The organism is Sphingomonas lenta (assembly GCF_002288825.1).
Taxonomy (GTDB): Bacteria; Pseudomonadota; Alphaproteobacteria; order Sphingomonadales; family Sphingomonadaceae; genus Sphingomonas; species Sphingomonas lenta.
Genome location: NZ_NSLI01000002.1, coordinates 604,209 through 629,118 on the forward strand (window position 1 = coordinate 604,209; position 24,910 = coordinate 629,118).

General features: G+C 65.5%; 25 protein-coding genes. 9 read left to right on the forward strand and 16 right to left on the reverse strand.

Features of this window, described 5'->3' with window-relative positions; genetic code table 11:
• Positions 1 to 2: 2 nt before the first annotated feature.
• Complete coding sequence (locus tag CKY28_RS06185) at positions 3 to 1,361, reverse strand: DUF4403 family protein (RefSeq protein WP_245841638.1); 1,359 nt, start codon at positions 1,359 to 1,361, stop codon at positions 3 to 5.
• A 346-nt stretch (positions 1,362 to 1,707) separates the two neighbouring features.
• Between CKY28_RS06185 and CKY28_RS06190 the strand changes: the two genes are divergently transcribed.
• Positions 1,708 to 2,277 (forward strand): DUF4142 domain-containing protein, encoded by a 570-nt coding sequence (locus CKY28_RS06190; RefSeq protein ID WP_095997433.1) that lies wholly within the window; start codon positions 1,708 to 1,710, stop codon positions 2,275 to 2,277.
• Here CKY28_RS06190 and CKY28_RS06195 read toward each other — a convergent pair.
• From CKY28_RS06195 to CKY28_RS19340, 6 genes are all read right to left on the reverse strand, one after another.
• Positions 2,274 to 2,765: a MarR family winged helix-turn-helix transcriptional regulator gene (locus CKY28_RS06195; protein ID WP_245841640.1), complete on the reverse strand. Its 492-nt coding sequence runs from the start codon at positions 2,763 to 2,765 to the stop codon at positions 2,274 to 2,276. The genes CKY28_RS06190 and CKY28_RS06195 overlap by 4 nt on opposite strands.
• A 106-nt stretch (positions 2,766 to 2,871) precedes the next feature.
• The gene (locus CKY28_RS06200; RefSeq protein WP_095997435.1) at positions 2,872 to 4,293 is read right to left on the reverse strand and encodes an efflux transporter outer membrane subunit; all 1,422 of its coding nucleotides are present in this window, start codon (positions 4,291 to 4,293) and stop codon (positions 2,872 to 2,874) included.
• Positions 4,293 to 5,819, reverse strand: a complete 1,527-nt coding sequence (locus CKY28_RS06205) for a DHA2 family efflux MFS transporter permease subunit (protein WP_095997436.1) — start codon at positions 5,817 to 5,819, stop codon at positions 4,293 to 4,295. Before CKY28_RS06205 ends, CKY28_RS06200 begins: the two co-directional genes overlap by 1 nt.
• Positions 5,819 to 7,057 carry an HlyD family secretion protein gene (locus CKY28_RS06210; protein WP_095997437.1) on the reverse strand — a complete coding sequence of 413 codons (1,239 nt, stop codon included), beginning with the start codon at positions 7,055 to 7,057 and terminating at the stop codon, positions 5,819 to 5,821. Before CKY28_RS06210 ends, CKY28_RS06205 begins: the two co-directional genes overlap by 1 nt.
• A 33-nt stretch (positions 7,058 to 7,090) precedes the next feature.
• Positions 7,091 to 7,495: a PaaI family thioesterase gene (locus tag CKY28_RS19335; RefSeq protein WP_095997438.1), complete on the reverse strand. Its 405-nt coding sequence runs from the start codon at positions 7,493 to 7,495 to the stop codon at positions 7,091 to 7,093.
• Positions 7,492 to 7,968: a PaaI family thioesterase gene (locus CKY28_RS19340; RefSeq protein ID WP_095997439.1), complete on the reverse strand. Its 477-nt coding sequence runs from the start codon at positions 7,966 to 7,968 to the stop codon at positions 7,492 to 7,494. Before CKY28_RS19340 ends, CKY28_RS19335 begins: the two co-directional genes overlap by 4 nt.
• A gap of 54 nt (positions 7,969 to 8,022) precedes the next feature.
• Here CKY28_RS19340 and CKY28_RS06225 point away from each other — a divergent pair, with 54 nt between their 5' ends.
• From CKY28_RS06225 to CKY28_RS06240, 4 genes are all read left to right on the forward strand, one after another.
• Entirely contained in the window at positions 8,023 to 8,967 is a 945-nt protein-coding gene (locus tag CKY28_RS06225) for an MlaD family protein (protein ID WP_095997440.1), read from the forward strand.
• Positions 8,968 to 9,092: 125 nt separating this feature from the next.
• On the forward strand, positions 9,093 to 9,770 hold the full coding sequence (locus CKY28_RS06230) for a TetR/AcrR family transcriptional regulator (RefSeq protein ID WP_229664696.1): 678 nt from the start codon (positions 9,093 to 9,095) through the stop codon (positions 9,768 to 9,770).
• On the forward strand, positions 9,758 to 11,368 hold the full coding sequence (locus CKY28_RS06235) for an ABC1 kinase family protein (RefSeq protein WP_229664697.1): 1,611 nt from the start codon (positions 9,758 to 9,760) through the stop codon (positions 11,366 to 11,368). Before CKY28_RS06230 ends, CKY28_RS06235 begins: the two co-directional genes overlap by 13 nt.
• Positions 11,369 to 11,544: 176 nt before the next feature.
• Positions 11,545 to 12,222 carry a sigma-70 family RNA polymerase sigma factor gene (locus tag CKY28_RS06240; RefSeq protein ID WP_229664698.1) on the forward strand — a complete coding sequence of 226 codons (678 nt, stop codon included), beginning with the start codon at positions 11,545 to 11,547 and terminating at the stop codon, positions 12,220 to 12,222.
• A gap of 231 nt (positions 12,223 to 12,453) precedes the next feature.
• On the opposite strand, the gene CKY28_RS06245 is transcribed toward CKY28_RS06240, so the two are convergent.
• Positions 12,454 to 12,993: a TetR/AcrR family transcriptional regulator gene (locus CKY28_RS06245; RefSeq protein WP_095997442.1), complete on the reverse strand. Its 540-nt coding sequence runs from the start codon at positions 12,991 to 12,993 to the stop codon at positions 12,454 to 12,456.
• A gap of 67 nt (positions 12,994 to 13,060) precedes the next feature.
• Here CKY28_RS06245 and CKY28_RS06250 point away from each other — a divergent pair, with 67 nt between their 5' ends.
• Genes CKY28_RS06250 through CKY28_RS06260 form a run of 3 tightly spaced genes read left to right on the forward strand, consistent with a single transcriptional unit; the run spans position 13,061 to position 17,317 of the window.
• Positions 13,061 to 14,728: an MFS transporter gene (locus CKY28_RS06250; protein ID WP_217989547.1), complete on the forward strand. Its 1,668-nt coding sequence runs from the start codon at positions 13,061 to 13,063 to the stop codon at positions 14,726 to 14,728.
• Between the two features lie 19 nt (positions 14,729 to 14,747).
• Entirely contained in the window at positions 14,748 to 15,914 is a 1,167-nt protein-coding gene (locus tag CKY28_RS06255) for an HlyD family secretion protein (RefSeq protein ID WP_217989548.1), read from the forward strand.
• Positions 15,911 to 17,317 (forward strand): efflux transporter outer membrane subunit, encoded by a 1,407-nt coding sequence (locus tag CKY28_RS06260; RefSeq protein WP_095997443.1) that lies wholly within the window; start codon positions 15,911 to 15,913, stop codon positions 17,315 to 17,317. Before CKY28_RS06255 ends, CKY28_RS06260 begins: the two co-directional genes overlap by 4 nt.
• Positions 17,318 to 17,397: 80 nt before the next feature.
• Here CKY28_RS06260 and CKY28_RS06265 read toward each other — a convergent pair whose 3' ends face one another.
• The 4 genes from CKY28_RS06265 to CKY28_RS06280 all read right to left on the reverse strand — a co-directional run bounded on the left by CKY28_RS06265 (position 17,398) and on the right by CKY28_RS06280 (position 20,657).
• Positions 17,398 to 18,222: an SDR family NAD(P)-dependent oxidoreductase gene (locus CKY28_RS06265; protein ID WP_095997444.1), complete on the reverse strand. Its 825-nt coding sequence runs from the start codon at positions 18,220 to 18,222 to the stop codon at positions 17,398 to 17,400.
• Positions 18,219 to 19,205 (reverse strand): aldo/keto reductase, encoded by a 987-nt coding sequence (locus CKY28_RS06270; RefSeq protein ID WP_095997445.1) that lies wholly within the window; start codon positions 19,203 to 19,205, stop codon positions 18,219 to 18,221. The genes CKY28_RS06265 and CKY28_RS06270 overlap by 4 nt, the downstream gene beginning before the upstream one ends.
• A gap of 70 nt (positions 19,206 to 19,275) precedes the next feature.
• Positions 19,276 to 19,740, reverse strand: coding sequence for a DUF892 family protein (locus CKY28_RS06275; RefSeq protein WP_229664700.1), 465 nt, complete (start codon positions 19,738 to 19,740; stop codon positions 19,276 to 19,278).
• A 242-nt stretch (positions 19,741 to 19,982) separates the two neighbouring features.
• Positions 19,983 to 20,657, reverse strand: coding sequence for a phosphoribosylanthranilate isomerase (locus tag CKY28_RS06280; protein WP_141243865.1), 675 nt, complete (start codon positions 20,655 to 20,657; stop codon positions 19,983 to 19,985).
• A 348-nt stretch (positions 20,658 to 21,005) separates the two neighbouring features.
• Between CKY28_RS06280 and CKY28_RS18175 the strand changes: the two genes are divergently transcribed.
• Positions 21,006 to 21,227, forward strand: a complete 222-nt coding sequence (locus tag CKY28_RS18175; RefSeq protein WP_141243866.1) for a hypothetical protein — start codon at positions 21,006 to 21,008, stop codon at positions 21,225 to 21,227.
• Between the two features lie 396 nt (positions 21,228 to 21,623).
• Here CKY28_RS18175 and CKY28_RS06285 read toward each other — a convergent pair whose 3' ends face one another.
• From CKY28_RS06285 to CKY28_RS06300, 4 genes are read right to left on the reverse strand one after another with little or no spacing between them, the layout of a single operon-like run.
• Positions 21,624 to 22,379 carry a substrate-binding domain-containing protein gene (locus CKY28_RS06285; RefSeq protein ID WP_095997447.1) on the reverse strand — a complete coding sequence of 252 codons (756 nt, stop codon included), beginning with the start codon at positions 22,377 to 22,379 and terminating at the stop codon, positions 21,624 to 21,626.
• A 50-nt stretch (positions 22,380 to 22,429) separates the two neighbouring features.
• Positions 22,430 to 23,392 carry a c-type cytochrome gene (locus CKY28_RS06290; protein ID WP_095997448.1) on the reverse strand — a complete coding sequence of 321 codons (963 nt, stop codon included), beginning with the start codon at positions 23,390 to 23,392 and terminating at the stop codon, positions 22,430 to 22,432.
• Entirely contained in the window at positions 23,389 to 24,276 is an 888-nt protein-coding gene (locus CKY28_RS06295) for an MBL fold metallo-hydrolase (protein WP_095997449.1), read from the reverse strand. The genes CKY28_RS06290 and CKY28_RS06295 overlap by 4 nt, the downstream gene beginning before the upstream one ends.
• A 21-nt stretch (positions 24,277 to 24,297) precedes the next feature.
• Complete coding sequence (locus CKY28_RS06300; protein ID WP_245841642.1) at positions 24,298 to 24,909, reverse strand: DsbA family protein; 612 nt, start codon at positions 24,907 to 24,909, stop codon at positions 24,298 to 24,300.
• Position 24,910: the final 1 nt, after the last annotated feature.

The following is a 24,910-nucleotide window of genomic DNA, read 5'->3' on the forward strand; positions in this document are numbered from 1 at the left end:
CTCTATCGTGGCGCAAGGCTGATCGTAGCCGTGCCGCGCCCCCATACGGGCAGGTAAACGCCTTGCCCGGCCGCCTTCAGCTGGCCTGTGCGCACGTCCGTGATATGGGCGCGCACGACCACATTGCCGATCCGCTTCTCGTCGATCGCACGGGTGATCTTGCCGAACAGCTTGTCGAAATCCTTTTCAAAATTCTGGGTCAGTGCGGCGGACACGGTGCTTGAAATGCCGGGGGCATTGGCGAGCTTCAGGAGCAGGCTTGTCCGCACCGAGTCGGTCACACCGGCGACGGTGAGATCGTCAAACGCGACCCGGCGATCGTTGACGGCGTTGCGCGGCGTGGCGGTAAGCCAGATCGTGCCCCGCGATGGCTCCCCACCATCGGCCGCCGCGCTGAAGCGAAGCCCGACCGCGATCTTGCCGCCGGTCGTGCCGTAGATGGTCACCTGGTGAAACTGCGCTCGCACGGCACCGACACCCGGCACCTCGAAGGCGCGGCGGGAACGCTTCACCAATGCCTTGGCGAGCACCGGCTCCAGCTGACGATAGTCGGCGATGACGGGTATGGCGAACAGGATGCGGCTGGGTCCGGGCTGCGTGCGCGTCATGTCGGGGAGCGGCTGGCGCTGCGGATCAGGGGGCCGATCGCCGACAAAGGTTTCCGTCCCCGCCGTCAGCCCCAGCGCCAAGGTCACCCGGTTGCGCGAGATGGTGTAGCCTCCGTAGCTTAATTGCCGAGGCGTGATCCGCATCCACACCGGCGGGTTCGCCCGGTTCAGTTGCACGGAGGAGAACGCCGCGCCCCAGACCTGCGCGACCTGCTCACGCAGCTGCAATTTGGCGAGCTCCTGCGGCAGCGTACGTTCCAGGCGCGCGACGACGCCGGCGAGCTTGGCGTCGGCCTTGCTGGTGAACTCGATGCGCTGGCCCAGGAAGTCGACGTGCGGCTCGTCGGTCCAGTCGTAGGCGATCGATACCGTGCCGCGCGGCGACCAGTCGCGGGCGATGTCGAGCCTGATCGCGGCCCGGACGCGGGCGTCCGCTTGCGCCGTCTCCCGGCTGAGTACGCCTCCCACGTCGCGAGCGCTGATCGCGGCGTGAAGCGGCATGGTGACAATGATCGTTTTCCCCGAGCCTTCCAGCACCAGCGGCCCTCGGACGACGGTGCCGGTGATGCGGCACTGGATGGCGGGCGTCTTTGTCTTCGCGAAGAGGATCTTGACCTTCTTCGGCGGGAGGCAGGTCTGCCCCGGCTTGTCGATCGACCAGAGGCGACGCGGAACCGCCCGTTCGAGGGTCGCCGCCAGCTTGCCCAGGTCCGCGACGATCGGCACGTCGATGGTGGAGGTCTGCGCGGGCACGCTGATCGTGTCCGTCGCTCGCGGAGGCGCCTCGCGAGGAGTTCGGTCGCAGCCACTAAGGCATGCGACGCAGAGCAGCCCGGATACGATCAAGACACTGGAGAGTTCGTCCCCGCGCAAGAGAGCCCCGGCAATCTGGCCTGCCGCTTCAGCTATCGCTCCAACCGGCCTGGAGAAGGTTGCCCGAGCCGTCGTGTTCTTCATCGCCGCGCATCTCCAGCCGTCCGAGCGGCGTCCCATCCGATAGGTTTACCAGACGAGTTTCGTAAAAGGGAACCGTTCCGTTTCCTTATCGTTCGACCCGTTGATTTCGGTCAGTGCCCGACAACACCAACGGAGGACCTCAATGAAGACCGCGATAGTTGCTGCGCTGCTCACCCTGGCGCCGGTACCAGTGTTGGCGCAGGCCGTTTCGCCCGCCACTTCGGGAACGATGACCAGCGCCGACGTCGGCGTCTCGCCGATTGCGAGCCAGAGCGGGCCCAATTACGTGCTCGCGGCGGCCGACGCCAACCTTTACCAGATCAAGGCCGCGCAGCTCGCCGCGACGCGCGCGCAGCGGGACGACGTCAAGGCCTATGCGAAGCGCGTGCTGGCTGAGACGCAGAGCAGCCACAAGGCGCTGTTGGCAGCGCTGAAGAATGATCAGCGCACAATCAAGGCGCCGTCCGCGAACCTGTCCGCAGACCGCGCTGCCCTGCTCAAGCTGCTCCAAAAGGCTCCCAGGAGCGCCTTCGACAATCTGTATCTGACCCAGTCGGCGCAGGTCCAGCAGGCCGCATGGGCGGTGAACAAGGGCTACGCGCAGGACGGGACCGACCCCGCGCTGCAGCAGGTCGCCGGCACCGCGGTTCCGATGCTGGAGAACGAGCTCACCACCGGCAAGTCTCTCACTCCCTCCGGACTTGCAGGCTAAGGTGACCCTTGTCGGACCAGGCTGCTACTCCCGTCGGCCTGGTCCGACACCCTTGTTCTCATGGCGGCCCGGAGTCGGCTGAACTGGTCGCGGGCTTCGCCGTTCATGAGGTGCTGCATCAGGATCCAGTAGCCTGTCACCGCAGTCTCACCGGCTTCGTGGTACGCCCTGGCCATGTTGCGCTTCAGGTCGTCGAACAGGTTCGCTTCGAGTTTCTGCCCTTCAGGTGTGAGTGCCAGAAGACGTCGGCGCCTGTCCTGCGTTCCCGGTCGGGCAACGATCAGTCCCCGCTCGATCAGGTCCTTCATTACACGACCGAGCGACTGTTTGGTGACCCCGAGAATTTTCAGCAGGTCGCTTACCGACAGGTCAGAGTATCTGCCGACGAAATACAACAGCCGATGGTGCGCCCGTCCCAGACCACGCGCCGCAAGTTCGGCATCCGCATGGGCAAGGTGAGATCGGCGAGCGAAGAACAGAAGGTCCATTCCGCCTCTGATCGCGTCATCCCGCAGGTACTGGGCAGGCGGGGGCCGCAGCGGCATCGTCATGCGTGTCGTGTCCTGTGACGGACTGAGCGCCAGCTTCTCACCACTATTCCCATCCCAACCCGATGGATTTCTGCAAGGCGATGAAGGCGCGATCAAGCTCGCCGGTCGCCTCCAGCACCGACTGATCGGCCGCAAGGGCCGCGCGCTCCGCATCCAGGGATGTTGTCAACGGTACGGCGCCGCGACTGAAGCGCTGCGCCGCATACGCCGCGGACTGCCTCGCTCCATTGCGGCTCTGGACGCTGGAGGCGAGGTTCTTCCGCTGGTTGCCGAAGCGCGTCAGGCTGGTCTCCGCGTCCGACAGGGCCGACAGGACCGCCTTGCGGTACTGCGCTTCCGCCTCGTCCCGGTCGGCCCGCGCCTGCTCCACCCGCGCCCGATTGCGGCCGAAATCGAGGAAGCTCCAGTTGATGCGCGGGAGCAGCAGGCTGGAGACGTTGTCGGGATCAACCACGTCGCCGATGTCGGGACCGCCGAGGCCGACGATCCCCATGATGCTGACCGATGGAAACTGCCGGGCGACGTTGACGCCGATCTGCGCGTTCGATGCCGCCAGCTGCCGCTCGGCGGCGCGGATGTCTGGGCGGCGCCGCAGCATGGCGGCGGGATCGCCGATCGGAACCGCTGCCGGGATTGTCGGAATGGGGGCGGGCGCGGAGAGCGCCGCGTCGTGTGCGCCCGGCTCGTCGCCGGTGAGCAGGGCCAACTGGTCCAGCGTGGTCGCGATCTGTCCCTCGAGCGGCAACAGTTCGGCCTCCGTGCGGGTCAGCTCGGTCTGGAGCCGGACCACCTCGTCGCGCGACGATGCCCCGCGCTGCTCGCGCTGTTGCAGCAGGGCGAGTGATCGCTGCTGAAGCTGCGCGGAGCGGCGGGCCAGGATCAGGCGCTGCTGGAGTTCGCGCAAGGTCACATAATTCTGGGCCACCTCCGCCGAGAGACGAACCTGCGCATCAGCTCTATTGGCTTCGGCTGCCTGAGCCTGGGCCTCGGCACCTTCGGCGGCGCGGCGCCGTCCGCCGAACAGATCGATCTCCCACGACGCATCAAGGCCGGCATTGTAGAATTCGGCCCTGATACGATCGGATTGCTCGCCCTGCGTCGGCAGCGCGAGCGAGCCTGCGGGAAGATCGGCGACGATCGCAGTGCCCGACGCCGATACGGTGGGAAGCTGGTTCGCGCGCTGTTCGCGCAAGCTGGCGCGCGCCTTGCGGATGCGCGCCTCCGCGATCGCCACGTCGGGATTTGAGGCAAGCGCGCGGTCGATCAGCGTCGTGAGCTGCGCGTCGCCCATGCCTTCCCACCAGCGTGCGACAGGGGGCTGCGGTACCGTGACTGCCTGATCTGCGCGGCGAAATGTCGACCCGGGACGCTCGCCGCTCGCGACGCCCGGCGGGCCTTCATAGTTGGGTCCGACGACGCAGCCGGTCAGGAGGGCGGGCAGAATGGTCCAGCTAAGTCGCTTCATCAGTGCATCGCCATCTGCGTGTCGGAGGAGATCGGGCGGAGGAACAGCGCCAGCGGTGTGGTGATCGCGATCGCGACGCCAAGGGCGAAGAACAGGTCGTTATAGGCCATGACGGTAGACTGTTCGAGGAGTTGCCTGGCGAGCTGCCGATAGGCGCCGGCTTCGCCGGACGGCATGGACATGGCCTTCGCGAACCATTCCTGCGTGGTCGCCGCGTTGGCCGACACCGTTTCGCCCAGTCGGTTGAAATGAAGAAAGGTCTGCCGGTCCTGGAGGGTCGCCATCAGCGCGAGGCCGATCGATCCGCCAAGGTTTCGCCCCGCGTTGAACAGCGCGGACGCGTCGCCGGCATCCTCGGGTGCCACGGCGCTGATCGCGGCCTGGTTGAGGAACATCATGGCAAAGATCTGCCCGAAGCCGCGGACGAGCTGTGAATTCGTCAGGTCGCCCCCGGCTGACTGCGCGGTGAGGTGCCAATCCATCGCGCAACTGACGCCGATCAGCGTCATGCCGACAAAGACAGCCAGGCGAACGTCGAGATATTTGAACGCGAGCGGAAGGAACGGCATCAGCATCAGGGCAGGGATGCCGGAGACGAAGACCACCTTGCCCGATTGCAGCGCGCTGTAGTCGGCCATCGACGAGAGGAACTGCGGGATGAGGAAGGTCACGCCGTAGAGCACGACGCCGATGATGAGGCTTAGGACGAAGACGCTGCCGAATGAGCGGCTGAAGATCAGCGATAGCTTGAGCACGGGGTGCGACGAGCGGACCTGGCCCACGGCAATGAGGGCAAAGCCGAACACCGTTGCGATCGCGAGCTTCACGATCATGGCGGACTCGAACCACATCTCGCGCTGCCCCTCCTCCAGCATGACGGTGAGGGCACCCAGGCCGATCGCGAGCCCCGCGATCCCGAGCCAGTCGGCATGACGTAGCTGGTCGAGCCGCAAGTGCTCGTGCTTGAGCCCCAGAAGCAGCAGAAGCACGAGTCCGGCACACACTGGCACGTTCAGAAAGAAGGCGTAGTGCCAACTGTAATTGTCGGTGAGCCAACCGCCGATGATCGGCCCGAGCACCGGACCGAGGATCGCGGTGCCGCCGAACGCGGCGGTCCCGATCGGCTGCTGTGACGGCGGCAGCCGTGTGGCGATGATCGTCATCGCGGTCGGGATCAGCGCACCGCCGGTGAAGCCCTGGCCCACACGGCCGGCGATCATCATTGGCAGCGTCGTCGAGATGCCACACACGACGGAAAAGCCGGTGAAGCTGACCGCCGCGCCCAGCAGAAAGTTGCGCAGGCCGAACAGGCGCACCAGGAACGGGCTCAGCGGGATCATGACGATCTCCGCCACGAGGTAGGCGGTCGCGACCCAGGTGCCCTCGGTTCCGCTCGCGCCGATCTCGCCCTGGATGGTGGGTAGAGCCGCATTAACGATCGAGATGTCGAGCAGCGCCATGAACGACCCGATCGTGCCCGCCGCAACGGCGAGCCACTCGCGCAGGCCGGCGCGTTGGGCCGCCATCAGCGCGCGCCCTGCGTCTCGCCGCGCTTCAGCCGCTCGGTTTCCTGCTTGATTTGCTCCCGGCTTCCCTTGGCGCTGATCGTGTCGACCGTGACCTCCACCGAGAGGCCGGGACGCAGCACCCGGCGCGCCTCCGGACCCGCTTCGATGCTGACGCGCACGGGCACCCGCTGGACGATCTTCGTGAAGTTGCCTGTGGCGTTCTCGGGCGGGATGAGTGAGAACTGTGCGCCCGTCCCCGGAGAGAAACTGGCGACCCTGCCGCGCAGCTCGGCGCCGTCCAGTGCATCCACCTTGATGGTCACAGGCTGCCCGACGCGCATCAGCGCGACCTGCGTTTCCTTGAAGTTCGCCTCGATGTAGAGTTGATCGACTGGCACCACCGACATCAGCCGGGTCGCCGGTTGGACATATTGCCCGGCTCGGACCGCCTTGTCGGCGACCACGCCGTCGATGCTACTGCGGATCTCGACCGCGCCGAGGTCCGTCGAGGCGCGCGCAAGCTGGGCCTGCGCGGTGCCGCGCTGGGCCTCCGCCTGGCCGATGCGAGCCGATTGGGTCGCAACCCCGCGACGGGCGGCCAGGTAGGCGGCGCGCTGCGCGCGCAGCTCCGCGGCGGCTCGATCGCGCTGCAGGACGAGGCCGGCGAGGCGCTCGCGCGATTCCGCACCGGAGCGGGCGAGCGGCTCGTAGCGCTGGACCTCCCGCTCGGCAGCGACCGCTGCTGCCTCGGCGCTCGCGACCTGGGCAGCAGCCTGTCCGACCCCGGCCTGCTGTTCGTCGAGGGTCCGCTCAGCGGCCCGGATGTTGGCGGCGGCCGCGGCGATCTGCGCCTGCGCCTGCTCCACGTTGGCGCGGTAGTCGCGTGGGTCGAGCACGGCCAGCAACTGGCCCCGGCGGACAGGCTGATTGTCCGCGACGAGAACACGCTCGACATAGCCGCCGACCTTCGGCGAAACGGTCACGAAATCCGCGCGCACATAGGCGTTGTTGGTCGACTGCAGGTATTGGCCGCTCGCGCGGTAGTTCATGTACCAGACGACCGCCGCGACGATGCCGGCAACAAGTGCGGCGATGAGGACGTAGCGGATGATCGGAAAGCGCTCGAGAAGCGACGGCTTCTTTTCGCCGCTCTGCTCCTCGGAACCGTCCTCCGATCTGGCTTCTGTCTGGGAATTCGCGTCCGGGTCGCTATGCGGCGCGTCGCCGCCTCGATCTTCAGCCTGCTCGTCAGCCACCCAGCAACCCTATCGTATGTAAACCAAGCCGTATCATAGTGTTCGGCGGTCGGCATTTCCACCCACTCTGATGGGCTCGTGCACCGCAAACTCGAGCTGCGCGAAACACACAGCCGCTGGATCTCCGCGGTGGAATGCTTCGGCATGAACGACTGCGATCCGACGTCCGACACGCCTGACCTTCGGCGTCGTGACAAGTGCATCCAGCCGCGCAGTGGCGAGAAATTGTAGGTTCACACTGATGAGCTGCGAGGGCTGCCCTGGCGAAAGTCGGCGGTGAAGCGCACGCTTCGCGGCCACTTCGAGAAAGGATGCCACAGCTCCGCCATGCAAGGCGGGAAGGAGAGGGTTGCCGATCAGGTACTCTACTGGCGCCAAAACAAAGGCGTCACCGCTCTCTGAAATCATGGGGCCTAGCAGCTGCGCGAAGCCGCTCATGGCCCGACAGCGCGATTGATCGAAAAGACGCCTTGGGCAGTCGCGATCAGGTGAGACGGATCGGTATCCCAGACTTCGGTCCGTACGAACGCACGGTGCTCGGTAGCGTCGTAACAGTGTGCCCACGCTGTCGCGGAGCATCTCGCCTCGGCAGATCGCACATGGTCCACCTTCAGGTTAAGGGTCGAGATTGCCAACCGCCTTCCCAGTCGGGACATTACGGCAACGCCGCAGGCCTGATCGATAAGGCTCGTCAACACGCCCGTTGCTAAAGTCTCGTCCTCGTCAGCCAACTCCTCACGCCAACCGACACGTAGCGAGCTGAGGCCATCGCCGATCGAAACCAGCTCCAGGCCAAGCCTGTTGCCCCACGGTATGTCGCCCGGTTGTAGGCTCCAGTTTCCAGCCACGGTTCCATCCTTGTCCTGATCAGGCCTCGCCACCGTCGAAGGTCGCCTTTGCTCCGGCCACACGGAAACGGTACGGTTTACATATAAGGTCCGGTCTCTTAATGGTTATGGTCTCGCATGGAAACGCGGTCGAACAAATTCCTGGTGCTCGTAGTGACCGGCTTTCTGCTTGGCACGCTCCTGATCTTCACCCTGTGGCTGTTCGACGCACGCGATGGAGACGGCAAACCCTATATGATCCGCTTCACCGGGAGCGTCGCCGGCCTGGAGAAGGGGTCGCCGGTGACCTTCTCGGGTGTACCGGCCGGTCACGTCACGTCGATACGGTTCGACAAGGAGGACCCGTCAGCGGTTCTCGTCACCGTCAGCCTTGAACCGCGGATCCCCATCGTCGCAGGCGTGAAAGCGTCGATTGCAAGATCGGCACTGGCGGGCACCGCAAACATCAGCCTCGACGGTGCAACATCTGGGGCGCCCCCGATCGTTGCGGCGAACGACGGGGAGGTTCCCGTCATTCCCGCCAAAGAAGGCGGGCTCCTTGGCGGCGGAGGGGACCCGGTCGCACTGGTCGAAAAGATCAGCCGCACCGTTGATTCTGTTTCTCGCAACCTTGATGCCGCTCAGCAGCAGCGGACCAGCGATCGGCTTGCGGCGCTCGCGGAGAGTTCCGCGAGCTGGGCAGACAAGGCTGGCGCGACGTCTGACGCGCTTACCGGCGCGCGCGGGCGTGTCGTGGCCGTGGGAATCGCCTTGCAGCGATCCGGCGACAGCGCCGAACGGTTGGGGGGCTCTCTGGAGGAAAGCCGCGCGACCATTCTCGCCAAGGCGAACCGTGCGTTGCTGAACGCTCGTGACGGAGCCGAGCAGCTTACGGCTCGCATCGAGGCTGTTCGACCCACGATCCGCGGCGCGACCGCGAAACAGGCCCAACTGCGTGAGACCGTTCGTTCAGCAAGGAACAAGGTGGGCGCTGTCAGAGATACGGCCGTTCGCCTCGATCAGGAGGGGCTGGGTGTGGGTGCCCCGTCCCTCCCGACCTACAAGCCGGGGTCACGGCATTGATCGACCGCGATACGATAGGTCAGCTCTTGGCCGAGAGCGGGCTGGCAGGCGAGCGACCGACCGTCCCGGCGTGATTTCTCGTCAACCGGTCCGGATCGCGCTACCCTCGATCGGGGAGAACGAGATTGAGCGATGACGAGAAGAAAAGCCGGCGCCCGGGGAAGATGGGCAGACCGACGACCGAGGACGCGCTCCGCCTAACCTCGCACATCCTCAAGAGCGCCCGCGAGCTGTTCTTCCAACACGGGTTCGACGGCGCCAGTGCCGACATGATCGCCGAACAGGCGCGCATCTCGAAGCGGACGTTGTACGCGCGCTTCGGCAGCAAGGCGCGCGTGTTCGAGGCGGTCATCCTGGACGAGATCGACACGCAGCTGCGCGCGCTCGAACCCTCCGGCAGCGACGAACCCGACATCGCATCGCGCCTTCGCGTCATCGCCGATCGCCTGCTCGAGTGGCTCCTGACGCCTCGGATCGCCTCGATGGAGCGCGTCGTCATCGCCCAAGCCGTGCGCTTCCCCGCGCTTGCGGCGAACATCCACGACTTCGGTTACCAGCGGGCCGTCCAGTGGGTGGCATCGATCCTCGCCCACGCCAATGCCAAGGGAGAGCTGTCGCTAGCCGATCCGGTGTTCGCTGCCGAGCAGTTCGTCACGCTCGTCGTGGTCGCGCCCATGCGCCGTGCAGCGCTCGGGCTGTCTCCTCCTGCGTACGATGAGGCAGCGCGCGATCGTATCGCGCGCGGTATCGACCTGTTCCTCAATGGCTGTCGCCCGCGAGAGGCGGATGGTTGCAGCGCCTGATGTCCAACGCGGTCGACGAGCCTCAAATCGGTGAGCGCACGCGCCTGGCCGAACTCATCCAGATCATGAGCCGCCACGGCCTGAACGGGCTCGCCTCGCGCCTGGGCTTGCTGCCCGGGCGCTCGGAGCAGCCCGTAGACCTCGGTACGCCCGAGCGGGTCGTCGCGCTGCTGCGGGACCTTGGACCCGTCGCGGTCAAGCTGGGGCAGGTGCTCGCCACCCGTGAAGACCTGCTCGGGCCGGAATGGGTGCGCGCGCTGTCGGCGCTGCAGGACCAGGTGACCCCGCTGCCGTTCGAGGCGCTGGAGCCGACGATCCTGGCCGCGCTCGGCTCCCCGATCGAGGACGTGTTTGCGAGCTTCGACCGCGACCCGATCGCGGCGGCCTCGATCGCGCAGGTTCATGCTGCATCCTTGCGCGACGGAACCGAGGTTGTGGTCAAGGTACGCCGGCCGGGCATCGCGGAACGCGTCGATGCCGACCTGCGGCTGCTCCGCCGCATCGCGCGGCTTGCCGCGAGGCACTCACCGGAGATCCGCCGTCTGAAGCCCGACGAACTGCTCCGGTTCTTCGCGGAGAGCCTGTCGCAGGAAATGGACCTCAGTGCGGAAGCGGCAGCCTGCGAGAGCATCGGCGCGTTCCTGCAGCCGCTCGGAGTCCGTACGCCGGCCTTCTACTGGGATCAGGTCGGCCGTCGGATCAACGTGCAGGAGCGGCTCGACGGCATGCCCGTCCGCGCGATCCTCGACGGGGCGGGTAGGGGCGGTGCGGATGTCGCCGGCAAATACGCCGATGCAGTGCTGCGGATGATCATCTTCAACGGCCGCTTTCATGCCGACCCGCACCCCGGCAACGTCTTTATCCTGACCGATGGCTCGCTCGCGTTCATCGACTTCGGCGCGGTCGGCGTACTCAGCCCCGCCCGGCGGAACGAGGTGGTCACGCTCGTACTCGCTATCGCCGGCGAGGATACGCGATCGGTGACGGACGTGCTGCTGCAATGGTCGGGCGAGACCGACGTCGATCGCCAGGCGCTGACCCGCGACCTCGACGCGCTGATCGGCCAGTTTCGCGGTGCGGTGCTCCAGCAGATCGATCTCGCCGACATCTTCGGCCGCGTCTTTACGCTGCTGCGAACCTACCGGCTGGCGCTGCCGCCCGATCTCGCCCTGCTGCTGCGCACCCTCTTGATCGCCGAGGGGTTCGTGCGACGGCTCGATCCCGGCTTCGACATCGCCGCGCGCGCCGCACCGATCGCGCGCGAACTGCTACGGGAGCGAATCGGCCCGGCCGGCCTCAAGCGGGGTGGACGGCGGCTGGCGACGAGCCTTGGCCGTCTGGCCGCGGCATCGCCCGAGTTGGTGACCTTCGCGGAGCGGGTCGCACGGTCGGGCGCGCTGCCGATCGAGTTGCAGAAAGGCGCAGTCTCCTCACCCCCGGCCTTGCTCCGGCGCGCCGATCCCAACGTCCTGTCTGCCGGAATGCTGGTCGCCGGCGCGATCCTTCAGCGCGACCATGATGTCGTCGGCACGATATTGATGGCGTCAGCGGTACTGCCCGCGGGCTGGGCTTGGTACGCCAACCGGCAGCGGCGCTGACCTCTTGTTGTCAGGCGATCAGTACCCGGTTCCGCCCTTCCTCTACCGCGCATCCGTTTCGCCACTGATATTTCATTCCCAAGGTCCGGAACAAGCCAATCGAGTTGACGTTTTGCAGAAAGTAAACCGGTCAGTACCAGAAACATCTGCCTGGTTCACTGAACGAGGAGTTATGCGTGTCCGAACAAACGGTTTACGAGCCGCGTCTATCACCTGAGGACTCGTCGGACTTCGGTGTGGCGCTCAGCAAGCTTATGCCCAGTCTGGCGAGCTATGCGCGATCGCTGGCCAGGAATCCCGATACTGCACAGGACCTTGTTCAGGAAACCGTGCTGAAAGCATGGCGCAGCCGGGCATCCTTCGAGGCCGGTACCAATTTGAAGGCGTGGACCTTCCGGATCCTTCGCAATACATTTCTGTCGCAGGTGCGTCGTCGAGGCGCGGAACAGGCGGGCGGGACGGCCGAACTAAGCGATGTTCCGGTGGCGGCAAATCAGGAATGGGTCGTGACAATGAGCGATGTCCGCCGCCTGTGGCCGCGCCTGACACCCGAGCAGCAGCGGTGCATTCAATTCGTGGGGATCGAGGGGCAAAGCTACGAGCAGGCGGCCACGATCGAGCAGGTCCCCGTCGGCACGATCAAGAGCCGCGTGGTGAGAGGACGGCAAATGCTCCGCGCACTCCTGGATCAAACCAACAGCGCACCAGCCAAGGTCGTAGCACCCCGGATCCTGTCGCTCGATACGTCACCTCGGTATGAACCATCGCCCGTCGATGATGCACACTCCAAACAGATCGAACTTCTGCGAATCTGGCGCGCGAAGCGCGCCGCTGCTCGCTGCGCCGTTGAATGACTTTCTTGTAGTCCGCCTGATCCCATTTGTGGGCCTTTCGTTTTCAGCTCTACACTGGACTGTCATGCCCCTACGAGTTGGCGATGGCACGACGAACTCTTCGTGCGGCGTCGCCAGTGTTATCGGTCCCAAACTGGCCGGACTGCCTCCAATTGAACCCCTCTGCCAGCGTTCACCGCCAATCGTTGCAACGTGGTGACAGTGGCAGAAGAGCGCGGACTGCCACGGCCTTCATCCAAAGCTTCGAAGTCCGCTGGCGACGATCCTCATGGCGCGATCCAGCATATCGTCCTGATCGCCATCGAGATAAGCGGCAACACCAGCAATCATCCTTGCCGCAAGCTGGACATCTTCAGTCGAAATACTGCTTGGAAGCGCATTACAAGCGATCGCGTGAGACAGCATGTGCTCCATGACTTCGTCAGCTTGCGATCTTAACCTCGACACTTCCCTGTCAAGCAACTCGCTGCCGATCCCTATGCTGGCTTTGGCGTGAAAGGCGGCCACTCCGCCATAGTGCTTGATGAACTCTTCGAACAACCGGGGTTCATCGGCAAGCTCCGAGACCACGGCTCTGAGTTCATCAAGGCGACTCTCGAGGACTGCCACGATCATCGCGTCGCGGTCGGGAAAGTTGCGGTAGAGCGTTCCTCGGCCAACACCGGCACGTTGTGCAATCTGCTCGAGTGCAACGCCGTACCCCTCCTCCCGGAAGGCATTCGCAGCCGCGGCGATAAGGCGGTCGCGCCGCGCTCGAGCATCTTTCCGCATACTTGTTCCGCTCCAACCTGAACGATATAACCGGACAATCAATGTCCGGTTAGGTTACGCTCGCTCGATGAGTTCGTCCACGGCACGTCCGGGGCCGGTCCTGCTGGAGCGTACGCCTGAATGGCACCCCGATGAGGTGCCGATGATTCCAGGCTCGCCGGCGTCTATCCGGCATCGGCCGTCCCTCCGTGTCGCTTACCTCATCGTCGGGGTACTCATCACGATCACCAGCGGGCTCGCCAACGCGCTTGTTTCGGCGAATCTGCCGCAGATCCAAGGAGCGCTGGGTCTGACCCCCGTCCAGGGGGCATGGCTGCCGGCGGCGTACGTGATGGTGAACCTCTCGGCGAACCTCATCCTGTTCAAGGCACGTCAGCAGTTCGGCATCCGGCGGTTCGCGGAGGTCGCGCTTGCGGCTTATCTCGCCATCACCGCGCTTCACCTGTTCGTCGATGATTATCCCACCGCAGTGCTTGTCAGAGCCGCGTCGGGCTTCGTCGGCGCCCCACTGAGCTCGCTCGGCTTCTACTACGTGATGCAGGGCTTTCCAAAGCATCTGATGGGCAAGGCGATCGTTGTCGGCTTCGGCTTGACTCAGCTGGCGTTGCCCTTGGCGTGGTTGCTGTCACCAGCCCTTCTGGACCTGGGTGACTGGCATACGCTCTATACCTTCGAGTTCGCCCTCGCGCTGTGCACGCTCGCGGCAGTCATCTCGCTCAAGCTGCCGCCGGGGATCAGGATAAGGGTCTTCGAGAAGACAGATTTCGTGACGTTCCTGCTACTGGCCCCGGCATTTGCCTTGATCGCGGGTGTTCTGGCGCAGGGACAGCTGCAATGGTGGAGCGAGCAGCCGTGGATGGCTTGGGCCCTCCTCGTCTCCCTCGCGCTGTTGCTGCTGGCGTTCTTCGTTGAGCATCATCGTGCCAATCCGCTCATCCAGACCCGCTGGATCGGTACCGGCGAGGTCATCCGGTTCGTGGTCGCAGCCCTGGCCTTCAGGCTCATTCTTTCAGAACAAAGCTACGCTGCAGCCGGCCTTCTGCGAACGTTGGGGATGGGGCCCGACCAGTTTCGGCTCTTTTACCTGGTGGTGATCGCAGGCGTCCTGTCGGGAATAGCGATCGGCGCGGCGACGTTCGGACCCAAGACGATGATGCCGATGGCGATTGCTGCGGTGGTCCTCGTCCTGATCGCCAGTCTGCTCGACAGCGATGCCACGAGCGAGACAAGGCCGAACAACATGATGGCAAGTCAGGCGATGATCGCCATGGCAGGGGCACTCGTCATGGCGCCGCTCATCCTCCATGGTGTCATGGGAGCGCTCAAGAGAGGTGCGGACCACATCGTCACGTTCGTGGTTCTGTTCACCATGACGCAGAGCGCCGGCGCCCTGCTTGGACCAGCGATCTACGGTACCTTCCAGCAATACCGTCAGCATGAGTATTCCGGGCAGATCACCAGCCACGTCGACCCGACCAACCCCGTTGTAGCGCAAAGGCTGGGGATCCAGCGCAGCATCTATGCAGCGCGTGTTTCTGATCCTGTGCTTGGCCAAGCCGGTGGTATGGCCCTGTTGCAGCAAGCCGCCACGCGCGAAGCGAGCATCCGCGCCTACAATGATGTCTTCCGGCTGAACGCAGTAATCGCCTTTGCCTTCCTTCTGTGGTGCCTATGGCGTGTCACCGTCCAGCTGCGCGCCGCTCGCCAAGCTCCCTCGCCACCTTCGGCGGCTTGATCCATAGCATGAGAACTCGATGACGCAGCCAGAGCAGACCCAGGATCGACCGCCTTCGACCGATCGGGCAGATCAGGACCCGGCAACCGATGCAGGCATTCCGGACACGCCCCCGCCCGCCAAGACCATCAAGGCCCGGCCGCGCACGCTCGCGATCATGGCAGCGATCTTCGTGGCGGGTAGCTTGCTGATCCTCTACGCGTGGCGATTGTGGCCGTTCACCAGTGCGATGGTGCAGACTGAGAACGCCTATGTCCGCGGCCAGATCACGGCCATGGCGCCGCAGGTCGCGGGATATGTCGTTGAGGCGAACGTTCGAGATTTCGCGCATGTGCGACGCGGGCAGGTGTTGCTGCGCATCGATGACCGAATATACCGCCAGCAGCTGGACGCGGCACTGGCGCAGCTCAAGGTGGCAGAGGCCGAACTGCGCAACTGGCCGCAAACGGTGGCCCAGAACGAGGCGGCGCTGCGCACCCGTCAAGCCGACCTGGCGCAAGCCAACGCTGAACGTGCGCGCGCCCGCGCCGACATCGCGCGCGTTTCGGAGCTGGCTTCCAAAGGATCGGTCAGCGTTCGCGAACGCGATCAGGTGCTGGCTACCGAACGCACGTCAGCGGCGGCTATCGAGCGTGCACAAGCTGCCATTGAAGGGCAGCAACAGGTAATCCTTGCAAACCGCGTGTCCCGCGGTGCGCTGGAGGGCCGCGTTGCACAGGCACAGGCTCAGGTCGATCTTGCCCGGATCAATCTTGCCAATACCGTGATCCGTGCACCGCGCGATGGACAGATCAGCGAAGCCTCGGTTCGTGTCGGCCAATATGCACAAGCCGGTACCCAGCTTATGTTCCTGGTGCCCGAGCAGCTCTGGGTGGTCGCGAATTTCAAGGAGACCCAGACCAGCCGGATGCGACTCGGTCAGCCCGCTACGTTCACCGTAGACGCTCTCGACGACGCCAGGTTGACCGGGCGTATCGAGGAGCTTGCTCCGGCAACGGGATCCGAGTTCAGCGTTTTGCGGCCGGACAACGCAAGCGGGAACTTCACGAAGATCGTCCAACGCATTCCCATCCGTATCCGCATCGATCCGGAGCAGCCGCTCGCCCGGCGGCTTCGTCCCGGCATGTCAGTGGTGGCACGGGTGGATACGGCCGGGACGTCATCTCCGAAGGAAGTCGCGCCATGAAGCTCGCGGGCTGCCCGGCGCTAGCGCTGCTCGCTCTCGTCGCGGGATGCGCACCTGCGTATCTGCCCGCGCCGCCACGATCGAGCGTGACACCTCCGGAGCAATGGCGCGATCGAGCGGGAATCGATGGTAGCGCGATCTCGAACGACTGGTGGAAGCAGTTCGCCGACCCGGCGCTGAGCGCTGCGATCGTCCGGGCGATGGCGAACAATGCGGACGTTCTGGCAGCCGCGGCTCGGATCGGCGAGGCAGAGGCACAGGTACGGCTTGCGAGAGCCGCCCGGGCACCCACGCTGAGCGCGGGCGCCGGTATAGCCTACGACCGCGCTCTGAGCCAGGTCACCGGGCGACCAACCGAGGTTCTTGCCATACAGCCGCAGCTCGGCGCGAACTGGACGCTCGACCTCTTCGGCCGCCTGCGGGCGCTGAGCGACGCGGCCCGCGCGAATTACGTCGCCAGTGCGGCCGACTATGGTGCCGTCAGGCTCTCTGTCACCGGCGCGACGGCGCAGGCCTATCTCACCCTGCTGTCGATCGATGCGCAGCTCGATGTGACCCGGAAAACGCTGGCTCTGCGCACCGAAGCGCGGCGGATCGCGGAGGATCGCGCGAGGCTGGGCTACAGCTCGCAGCTGGAGCTGACGCAGGCGCAGTCGGAGTATGAGGCAGTGGCCCAGGCCATCCCCCAGCTTGAACAGGCCAGGCGGTTGCAGGAGAACGGCCTGCGCTTGCTGACCGGCGACCTGCCGGGAGCGGTAGCGCGGGGCGAGCTTGCGAACCTCTCCACGCCGGGAGTTCCAGGGCTGATGCCGTCTGAACTGATGCGGCGGCGACCAGACATTGCGGCCGCGGAAGCCCGCCTGGCCGCCGCGGATCGGACTATCGCCTCGAGGCGCGCCGAGTTCATGCCGGATGTCGCGCTGTCCGCGGCTGCGGGTGCGCTGATCGTCGATCAGCTGGACTATGATCCAGTTTCCATCTGGAACATCGGGGCGAGCATCCTCGCGCCCCTCTTTCAGGGAGGCCGCCTGACCGCTCAGGTCGATCAGGCGAATGCGCGCCGCGATCAGGCGGCGTATGCCTATCGCGATGTGGTCCTGCGCGCATTCGGCGAGGTCGAGAACGCTCTCACCAGCGAGCAGCGGTTGCGGGAACAGATTGTCCACGTATCGGCTCGACGGTCGATCCTGCAGCGATCGCTGAGTCTCGCTCGCGATCGTTACCGTGGAGGATATGCCTCGTATCTCGACGAGCTTGACGCTCAGCGAAACCTCTTCGCGGTTGAGCTCAACGCCATCACTGTCCGGGAGCAGCAGCTGAATGCGCTGGTCCGCGTCTGGGCATCGCTCGGGGGAGGGTGGGGCGATCGGCCAATCGCGGAGCGTTCGGCGCTGCAACGCTAGGCACTGCTCGTCTGGCCGATGCTGCGATCGTGAAAGGGCGGGGTCCCGGCTGGTCAGGCGAGTGCTGCTTCGTGGCTGTCCTACCAGGCGACATTCTCGAGCGCGTCATGCCCCGGCGCGCCCGCCGGCTGCGGCCCCGTCCACCGCCGGGCATCCAGCCGTTTGCCCGTGACCGCCGCGGCAGCATCGGAACAGAGCCAGAGCAGCGGCGCGACCACGATCTCGGGCGACAGCAGGCCGGCGCGCGCGCCGTCCGGCAGTTTTTCGGGGATCATGCCGGTCAGCGTCGCGCCCCCTGGCAGGAGCGCGTTCACCGTGATGCCGCTGCCCTCTAGGTCCTGCGCCCAGATCGCGGTTTCCGATTCCAGCGCCGCCTTGGATGGGCCATAGGGCGAGAAGCCGCGCCGTCGCATCGTCTCGCGGTTCATCGACATGTTGACGATCCGGCCCGATCCCGCCTCCAGCATGGCGGGCACGGCGGCGCGCGCCATCAGGAACGGTCCGCTGACATTGGTGTCGATCACCATGCGCCAGGTGTCAGGGGCGACCTCCCAGAACCGGGTAGGTTCGGTCAAGAAGGTGTCGCTCACATACTTCATGCCGCGCCCGGCATTGTTGACCAGGATGTCAAGCCGGCCGAAGGCCGCGACCGCCTCGCGCACGACCGCGGCACAGTCCTCCGCCCGCGTCACGTCGGCGAGCAGCGGCCGTACCCGGTCGTCGCCGCATGCACGCTCCGCCTCCTGTGCGACCGCCTCGACCTCGGCGAGTTCGCGCGCGGCGGTGGCGACGAGCCGCACGCCGGCGTGCGCCAGCCCGAGCGTCATCGCGCGACCAAGACCGCGGCCGCCGCCCGTCACGATCGCGACCCGGCCGGCAATGCCGTGTCCGTCGCCCCCGCTCATCGGTTCAGCGCCTGCATTTGCGGCGCGGCGTAGCGCTCGCCCGCCGTTGCTCCCTTCGGCGCCGCGCGATCGAGCCGCTCCAGTTCCTCGCGGCTGAGCGTCACGTCGAGGACGCCGACATTCTCCTCCAGGTAGCCGCGGCGCTTGGTGCCCGGGATGGGTACGATGTCCTCGCCCTGCGCCAGCACCCAGGCGAGCGCCAGCTGGGAAGGGGTGCAGCCCTTCTCCCGCGCAAGCGCCTCGACTGCCGCGACGAGATCGAGGTTGCGCTGGAAGTTCTCGCCCTGGAAGCGGGGGCTGTGCCGGCGATAGTCGTCAGGCGCGAGATCCTCCACCCGCCGGATCGCGCCGGTCAGGAAGCCGCGGCCGAGTGGGCTGTACGGCACAAAGCCGATGCCGAGCTCGCGCACCGTGTCGAGGATCTCGCCCTCGGGATCGCGGCTCCACAGCGAATATTCCGTCTGCAGTGCCGCGATCGGATGCACGGCTTGCGCGCGCCTGACCGTGGCGGGCGCCGCTTCGGAGAGGCCGAGGTGGCGCACCTTGCCCTCGCGGACCAGCTCCGCCATCGCGCCCACCGTGTCCTCGATCGGCGTGTCGGGATCGACCCGGTGCTGATAGTAGAGGTCGATCGTCTCGACGCCGAGCCGGCGCAGGCTGGCCTCGCAGGCGGAGCGGACGTAATCCGGCCGGCCGCACACGCCCTTGAAGCTTCCGTCTTCGCCGCGGACGTTCCCGAACTTGGTCGCGAGCACCACCGCGTCGCGCCGATCGCGGATCGCACGCCCGACCAGTTCCTCGTTGCGGCCGACGCCGTACATGTCGGCGGTGTCCAGAAACGTCACGCCGAGATCGATCGCCCGGTGAATGGTCGCGACCGCCTCGGCCTCGTCGGCCTGCCCGTAGAATTCGGACATGCCCATGCAGCCGAGGCCCAGCGCGGACACACGTAGCTCGCCGCCCAGCGTTCGTTGCTCGACCATCAGTTGTTCCTCTGTTGTTGGATCATGCCGGTTGGCCCGTCGTCGATGGCGACGACGGGCCGGCACCGGTTCAGGCTTCCGACAGCAACTGCTCGGCGAGCTGGTTGTGCTTCTCGTCTGCCTGCTTGGCCTCGTCCGCGCACGCCTTCATGTCGCGTGCTGCATCGTCCATGCCGGTCTGCCGGCAATAATTGGCCATTGTCCCGAACGAAGCGATCCAGTAATGGAGCGCGAGCTGCCCGCTGGCGATGATGCCGAGGTCGCGTGAAGCATCGTCCGGAGCTGCTTGCCGGATTTTCTGGCTTACCTCGTAATGCGCTTCCAGCACGGGATTGCCCTGCTGTTCGGCCGGGCCCGCCTGCTCAGCGGCGCGGCGGATGCGATCCGCCCATTGGCGGGACGTCCGGTTGCCCTCCTCGAGCGCAGATCGCAGCGCCGGGTGGCGCGCGTCGTTGTTGATCTCGTCCGTCGCCTTGGCCGCAATGTCGCTCCCGGCCTGCATCGCGGATAGTCCTTGCGCGACCAGCTTCTTCAAATTGTTCTCGTTCATTGGGGGGTCCTCGTCCTGCCGGGCCTCGGGTCGGGCACGGTGAACGGTTCTAATCCTATTGCTCCGTTCGGTTCCCCGTTATGCGGATCGTAAACGGCAGTTGAGCGATGGCAGCGCGTGCTGAGCATCGCCGGCTGCTTGACAGGACCGCGCGCGAGGACGCGGGAGCCGCGTTATGGGGGCAGATATCTGCCGGCGAAGCGATCAACGGCAGCGAGGAGGCTAGATCACATTCCGCGCCCGTTCCTGATCTGCGCTCCGTGCCGCCGCCACAAAGCGGTGAGTTTCACCGGGTCGAGCCGACCATAGGTCCGCACGCCTGAGCAGACGTCCAGTCCATAGGGCTGGACCTGATCGATGGCTCGGCCGACATTGTCGGCCGTCAAGCCTCCTGCGAGGAATACGGGGCGCGGGCTCGCCTCCACGAATGCGGCGCTGATCTCCCAATCATGCGCGCGTCCGGTGCCGCCTAGTTCCGCCACGCTTGCATTCGGCCGACCGGAGTCGAGCAGGAAGGCGTGAACGTGGGGGCTGTACGTGGGGAGCAGGTCGAGCGCTGCGCGATCTTCCACGTGAATCACCTGAACCCGGCGGACATGCGGTTCCAGTAGTGCGAGTCTGGCGGACTCGGCGGGAGCGATGTGTGAGACGACCTGAACGGTACTGGGCTGCGTGCGACGAACATGCGCCGATATGGCGTCTGCGCTGATCTCCGAGGTGAGAAGGAAAGACGCCACGGGCGGAGGCACAAGGACCGCGATAGTTGCGATCTGGTCATCGCTGATCGTCCCGGGCCCGGACGGCATGTTGGCCACCAAACCCAAGGCATCCGCTCCTGCCTGGATCGCCATCCAAGCTTCGTCGGCCGAAGCGATGCAACAAACCTTGAGTCTTGTTCGCATGTCCACTTGCCTCGGGTTGGGCGAAAGTGCCGCATAGAAGCATGGATCATGACCATTGAGGCAGCGACGGCATCGCACAAGTAGAAAGCGTGCCAAAGTCGCTCGAGATCGAGGAGGCTGAGACCAGCCCAGACGAATCTCGTCAGCGCCATTTCGGCGTTCTTGACCCGGGCGAGACGTTGATGGCGAGCGTCGCTAACTCGGGGAGCCGTCATTTTTGAGTCGCCCGTCTTCCGAGCGAGCGGCTTCATTGTTTCGCGGCTCGTGCCAAGGAGCAGGGCAGTGCAACGTCGTGACTTCGAACCGCACGAGTGCCACACTCGGGTGTGTGTGGGGAAGGGGCCAGCCGTGACGAAGACGAGATCGTTGACGCTGATGCGCGAAGCTTTGGTCCTTCTGGACCGAGGGGGCAACGGAGCCACCATCGTGGCATGCCATCTTCAAGCGGCGAAAGACGCTGCTGAGGGCGCAAAGCCGCTTCGCAGAAGCGAAGAGATCGATGATGACCTGACCTGCGAGTTTGGCGACGCCGGTCATGTTGCAAGGGATAAGCAGGGCGAAGAAGGATAGCGGCTACGTTCCGAATGTGGACCCAAGCTCCCGGCGTCGCTTACTAGGTGTAGGCGCTTGCAATCGTAGCGGCGTCTGCTCGCAAACAGCCGGTTTTTCTGCTCACGCTCTCTGCCACTGGCGGGTAGCATCCTGCTCAAATTAGCTGCCAGCGTGCTCGCCATCATCCGGGGCTGCTCGCAATCGGACATGGCTGCTCACATTATCCGCTCCGGGCGGATGTCAAAGGCGGGTTCATTTCACGGGCCGGATCGTCCCATTTCTCCGTCTCCAACCGGCCATTTTGGGAATGAGCAATCGGGAACATATTTTGGGAAAACGGCTATTTCCCTGCCGTCCGGCGCGCCTTGCGACCGTCAGCCGTCTCCCTGAACCTTCCCAATCGGGAAAGGTGCCTCAGCGTGTTTCCCATCCCCATTTTGCAAAGATCGCCCGGGCAGCCGGCGTCGTGAGCCAGCCTGCAAAAGCAACAGCGTCGGGGTTAGCCTTTCCGGCGATGGTCAGCCCCGCGCCCGCATCGCGGTAGATACGATAAGGCTCTTCGACCGCAACCGTGTCGGCAAGTGTCGGATTTGCCGTCTGCCAGATGCCCCAGATGATCCAGGCATCAAGGGTTGGGTCAGCCGCCCAGGCTTTTTTCGCTTCCGCGCTGTTCTTTGCGAATACGACGATATTCGATCGCAGGGCGCGGACCTTGGCTATGTCGCCCGTGCGGCCCGCCATATCTTCCCAGAGGCCGTTCTGTCCCGCACCGTTCACGACAAGCACGCGGTGGCCGGGTCGGAACAGGTCGCCCAGCCCGCGAATCTTTCGGGGGTTGCCCGGACGGACGAGGATGTTCGACACGCGCAGATATAGCGGATTGATCGTCGAGGAATCGATCCGGTCGCCCATCGCGGCCTGAAGATCGGTCATCATCGTCTCGGAGCCGCTGTAGATCACGTCTCCCGTTTGCCTCGCGGCCTCGATCCAGTCATTCGTCGGCCCGGCCACGACGTCGACGCGCACGCCGCGCAGCCTGGAGAACGTCGCGGCCGCCTCCTTCATGGCCGGCGCGGGACCGCCCGGTCCGAACACGTGAACGGGGCCAGCCACGGCAGGCGTAACGGCGAACGTCGTTGCAGCGAGGGCGGTCAGGATGAAGGCGCGCATGGAGGGTTGTTCCTTGAGAATGAGGTGAGACACAGATGGTGTGAAGGGTTTTAGCCTCCCCCGAGAACCTTCCTTCCGATCGTCGTGCCGTAATAATCACCCTTTGCGTGGAAGCGTTTGCGGGCATCCTCGACCGTGCCGGTCTGCCGGGGATCACGGGGACGTTCCCGGCTGTCGACATAGGCTGCCACGTCCCACGCCTGCTGATCGGTCAGCGTGTTGCCCTGCCCATAGGGCATGTTGGCTTTGATGAAGCCGGCCGCCGATGCGATCCCGGCCATGCCGGCGCCCCAATTATAGGAATGCGGTCCCCACAGCGGCGGAATGGAATAGCCGCCGTCCGGGTTTGCTTGCCCTTGCCCCCCGGCACCGTGGCACGAGGCACACTGTCCGGCGAACACCGTGGCACCGCGATCCGGATCGTGGCCGAGCGGTGTCGCGGTCAGCTTCACGAAACCGCGACCGGGGAGTGGCTTGCCCGTTGGAGCGCCTGTGGCCAACCAAGCGAAGTAGCTTTGCAGGTCTCGGTAGATATCGTCGCCGTAGGGCGGCGGGGTGCCCGCCTTCGAGGCTGGCGCGTTCATTGAGTAGAGGAAGCAGTCGCGGATGCGATCCTCCATCGTGTTCACGCGACCGTTCTTCGCCCGGTAGGCGGGGTAGCTTACCCATGCCGCCCACATCGGCGAGGCATTCGCCTGGCGTCCGGCGTCGAGGTGACAATTGCTGCACGTCAGGCCGTTGCCGACATATTGGCCGGCATGGGCGGAAGTAGCGGTGAAGATCATGCGACCGTGGCGGATCGCGTCGCCGGCCGGGCCGGCGGGAATGGTGTCCTCGGCAGGCGGCGCGAACGGCGCGTCCGCGGCAATCTGGTCGACAGGCGCCTGAACCGGCGCATCCGACTGGCCGATCTTGTAGGTGACGACCAGCACCAGCAGGGCGGCCGAGATCGCGAAGATGATGCGCTGCGCGTCACCGTCGTCGCCAGGAGTCGGGGGCAGCGGCTCGCTCATTCGTCTTGTCCGAACCGATTGAGCGGCACCTTGAGGAAGGCGGTGCCGCACGGTTCCGCGTCCGGCAGCTGGCCACCGCGGATATTCACCTGGAGCGCGGCAAGCATCAGGTCGGGCAGCGGCAGCGTCGCGTCGCGCTTCTCGCGGGTCGCGACGAACTCGGCCTCGTCGATGCCGTCATGGACGTGGATGTTGTCGCGGCGCTGTTCGGCGACGGTCGCACGGCCGTTCACCTCGCGGCCGTCCTTCCCGTAATCGTGGCCGACATAAGTCGCTGTGGCCGGAGCCAGGTCGAGGATGGCGCGGATCGAACGCCATAGCGCGTGCGCGTCACCGCCCGGGAAGTCGGCGCGGCTCGTGCCACTGTCGGGCACCATCAGCGTGTCATGAACGAACGCGGCGTCGCCGACCACATAGGTGATCGACGCGAGCGTGTGGCCGGGCGACAGCATGACGCGGGCATCAAGCGAGCCGATCCGGAACGTCTCGCCGTGAGCGAACAGCCGGTCCCACTGGCTGCCGTCGACAGGCAGATCGGGCAGGCAGTATATATCCTGCCACAGCTTCTGCACCTCCACGACCTTCTCGCCGATCGCGGTCTTCCCGCCCGTCTTGCCGGCGAGATACGGGGCAGCCGAGAAGTGATCGGCATGTGGGTGCGTGTCGAGAAGCCATTCGACGGTGAGCCCGTTCGCGCGCACATAGTCGAGGATCAGATCGGCGTTGCGCGTCGAGGTGGCGCCAGCGCGCGGATCATAGTCGAGAACCGGATCGATGATCGCCGCGACCTTGGTCGCGTCGTCGACGACGACATATTGGAAGCTGCCGGTGCGCTCGTCGTGGAGCGATGCGACTGTCATGCCCTCCTGGCGGTATTCGATCATAGATAAGTCCTCTCGTATTCGTCAGTTCGCCACCCGCGCCCGCGCGAACAGTCGTCCGAAATCGCCCGCGTCGATCGCGCCCATCACCAGCATCGGTCCCGCCAGGAACCCCGGCGTGCCCGACAATCCGATCGAATAGGCTTCCTGCCCGTTGGCACGCAGCCGGCCCGCGACCAGCTCGGCGTGCGCCGCCAGCCAGCGCGTCGCGCGCGACCAGTCGCCGCCTGCGCCGGTCACGACGTCGCGCAGCATGTCGTCGTCGATGATCCGGCTGTCGGTCATCAGCCGGCGATGAACCGCCGGGTAGATCCCCTGTTCGGCACTGGCGAGCGCGATGCTTGCTGCACGTTCGGACGGCGGGCCGAAGATCGGCCAGTCCTTGTAGATGACCCGCACCTTGCCGTCGCGCCGCACCGCCTCTTCCATCGCCGGGAAGGCGTGGCGACACGCCGGGCATCGATAGTCTGTGAAGACCGCAAGCCGCAGCGTGGCATCGGCGGGTCCGTCTTGGGGCGAGCCATCACCAGCCATGATCGCGTCCGCACGCGGACCGATATCGCGACCGATCGGCGTGGTCCGGCGCAACACCTGCCCTACCGCCCAGCCACCGACGACAATGGCGCCGAGCTGCACC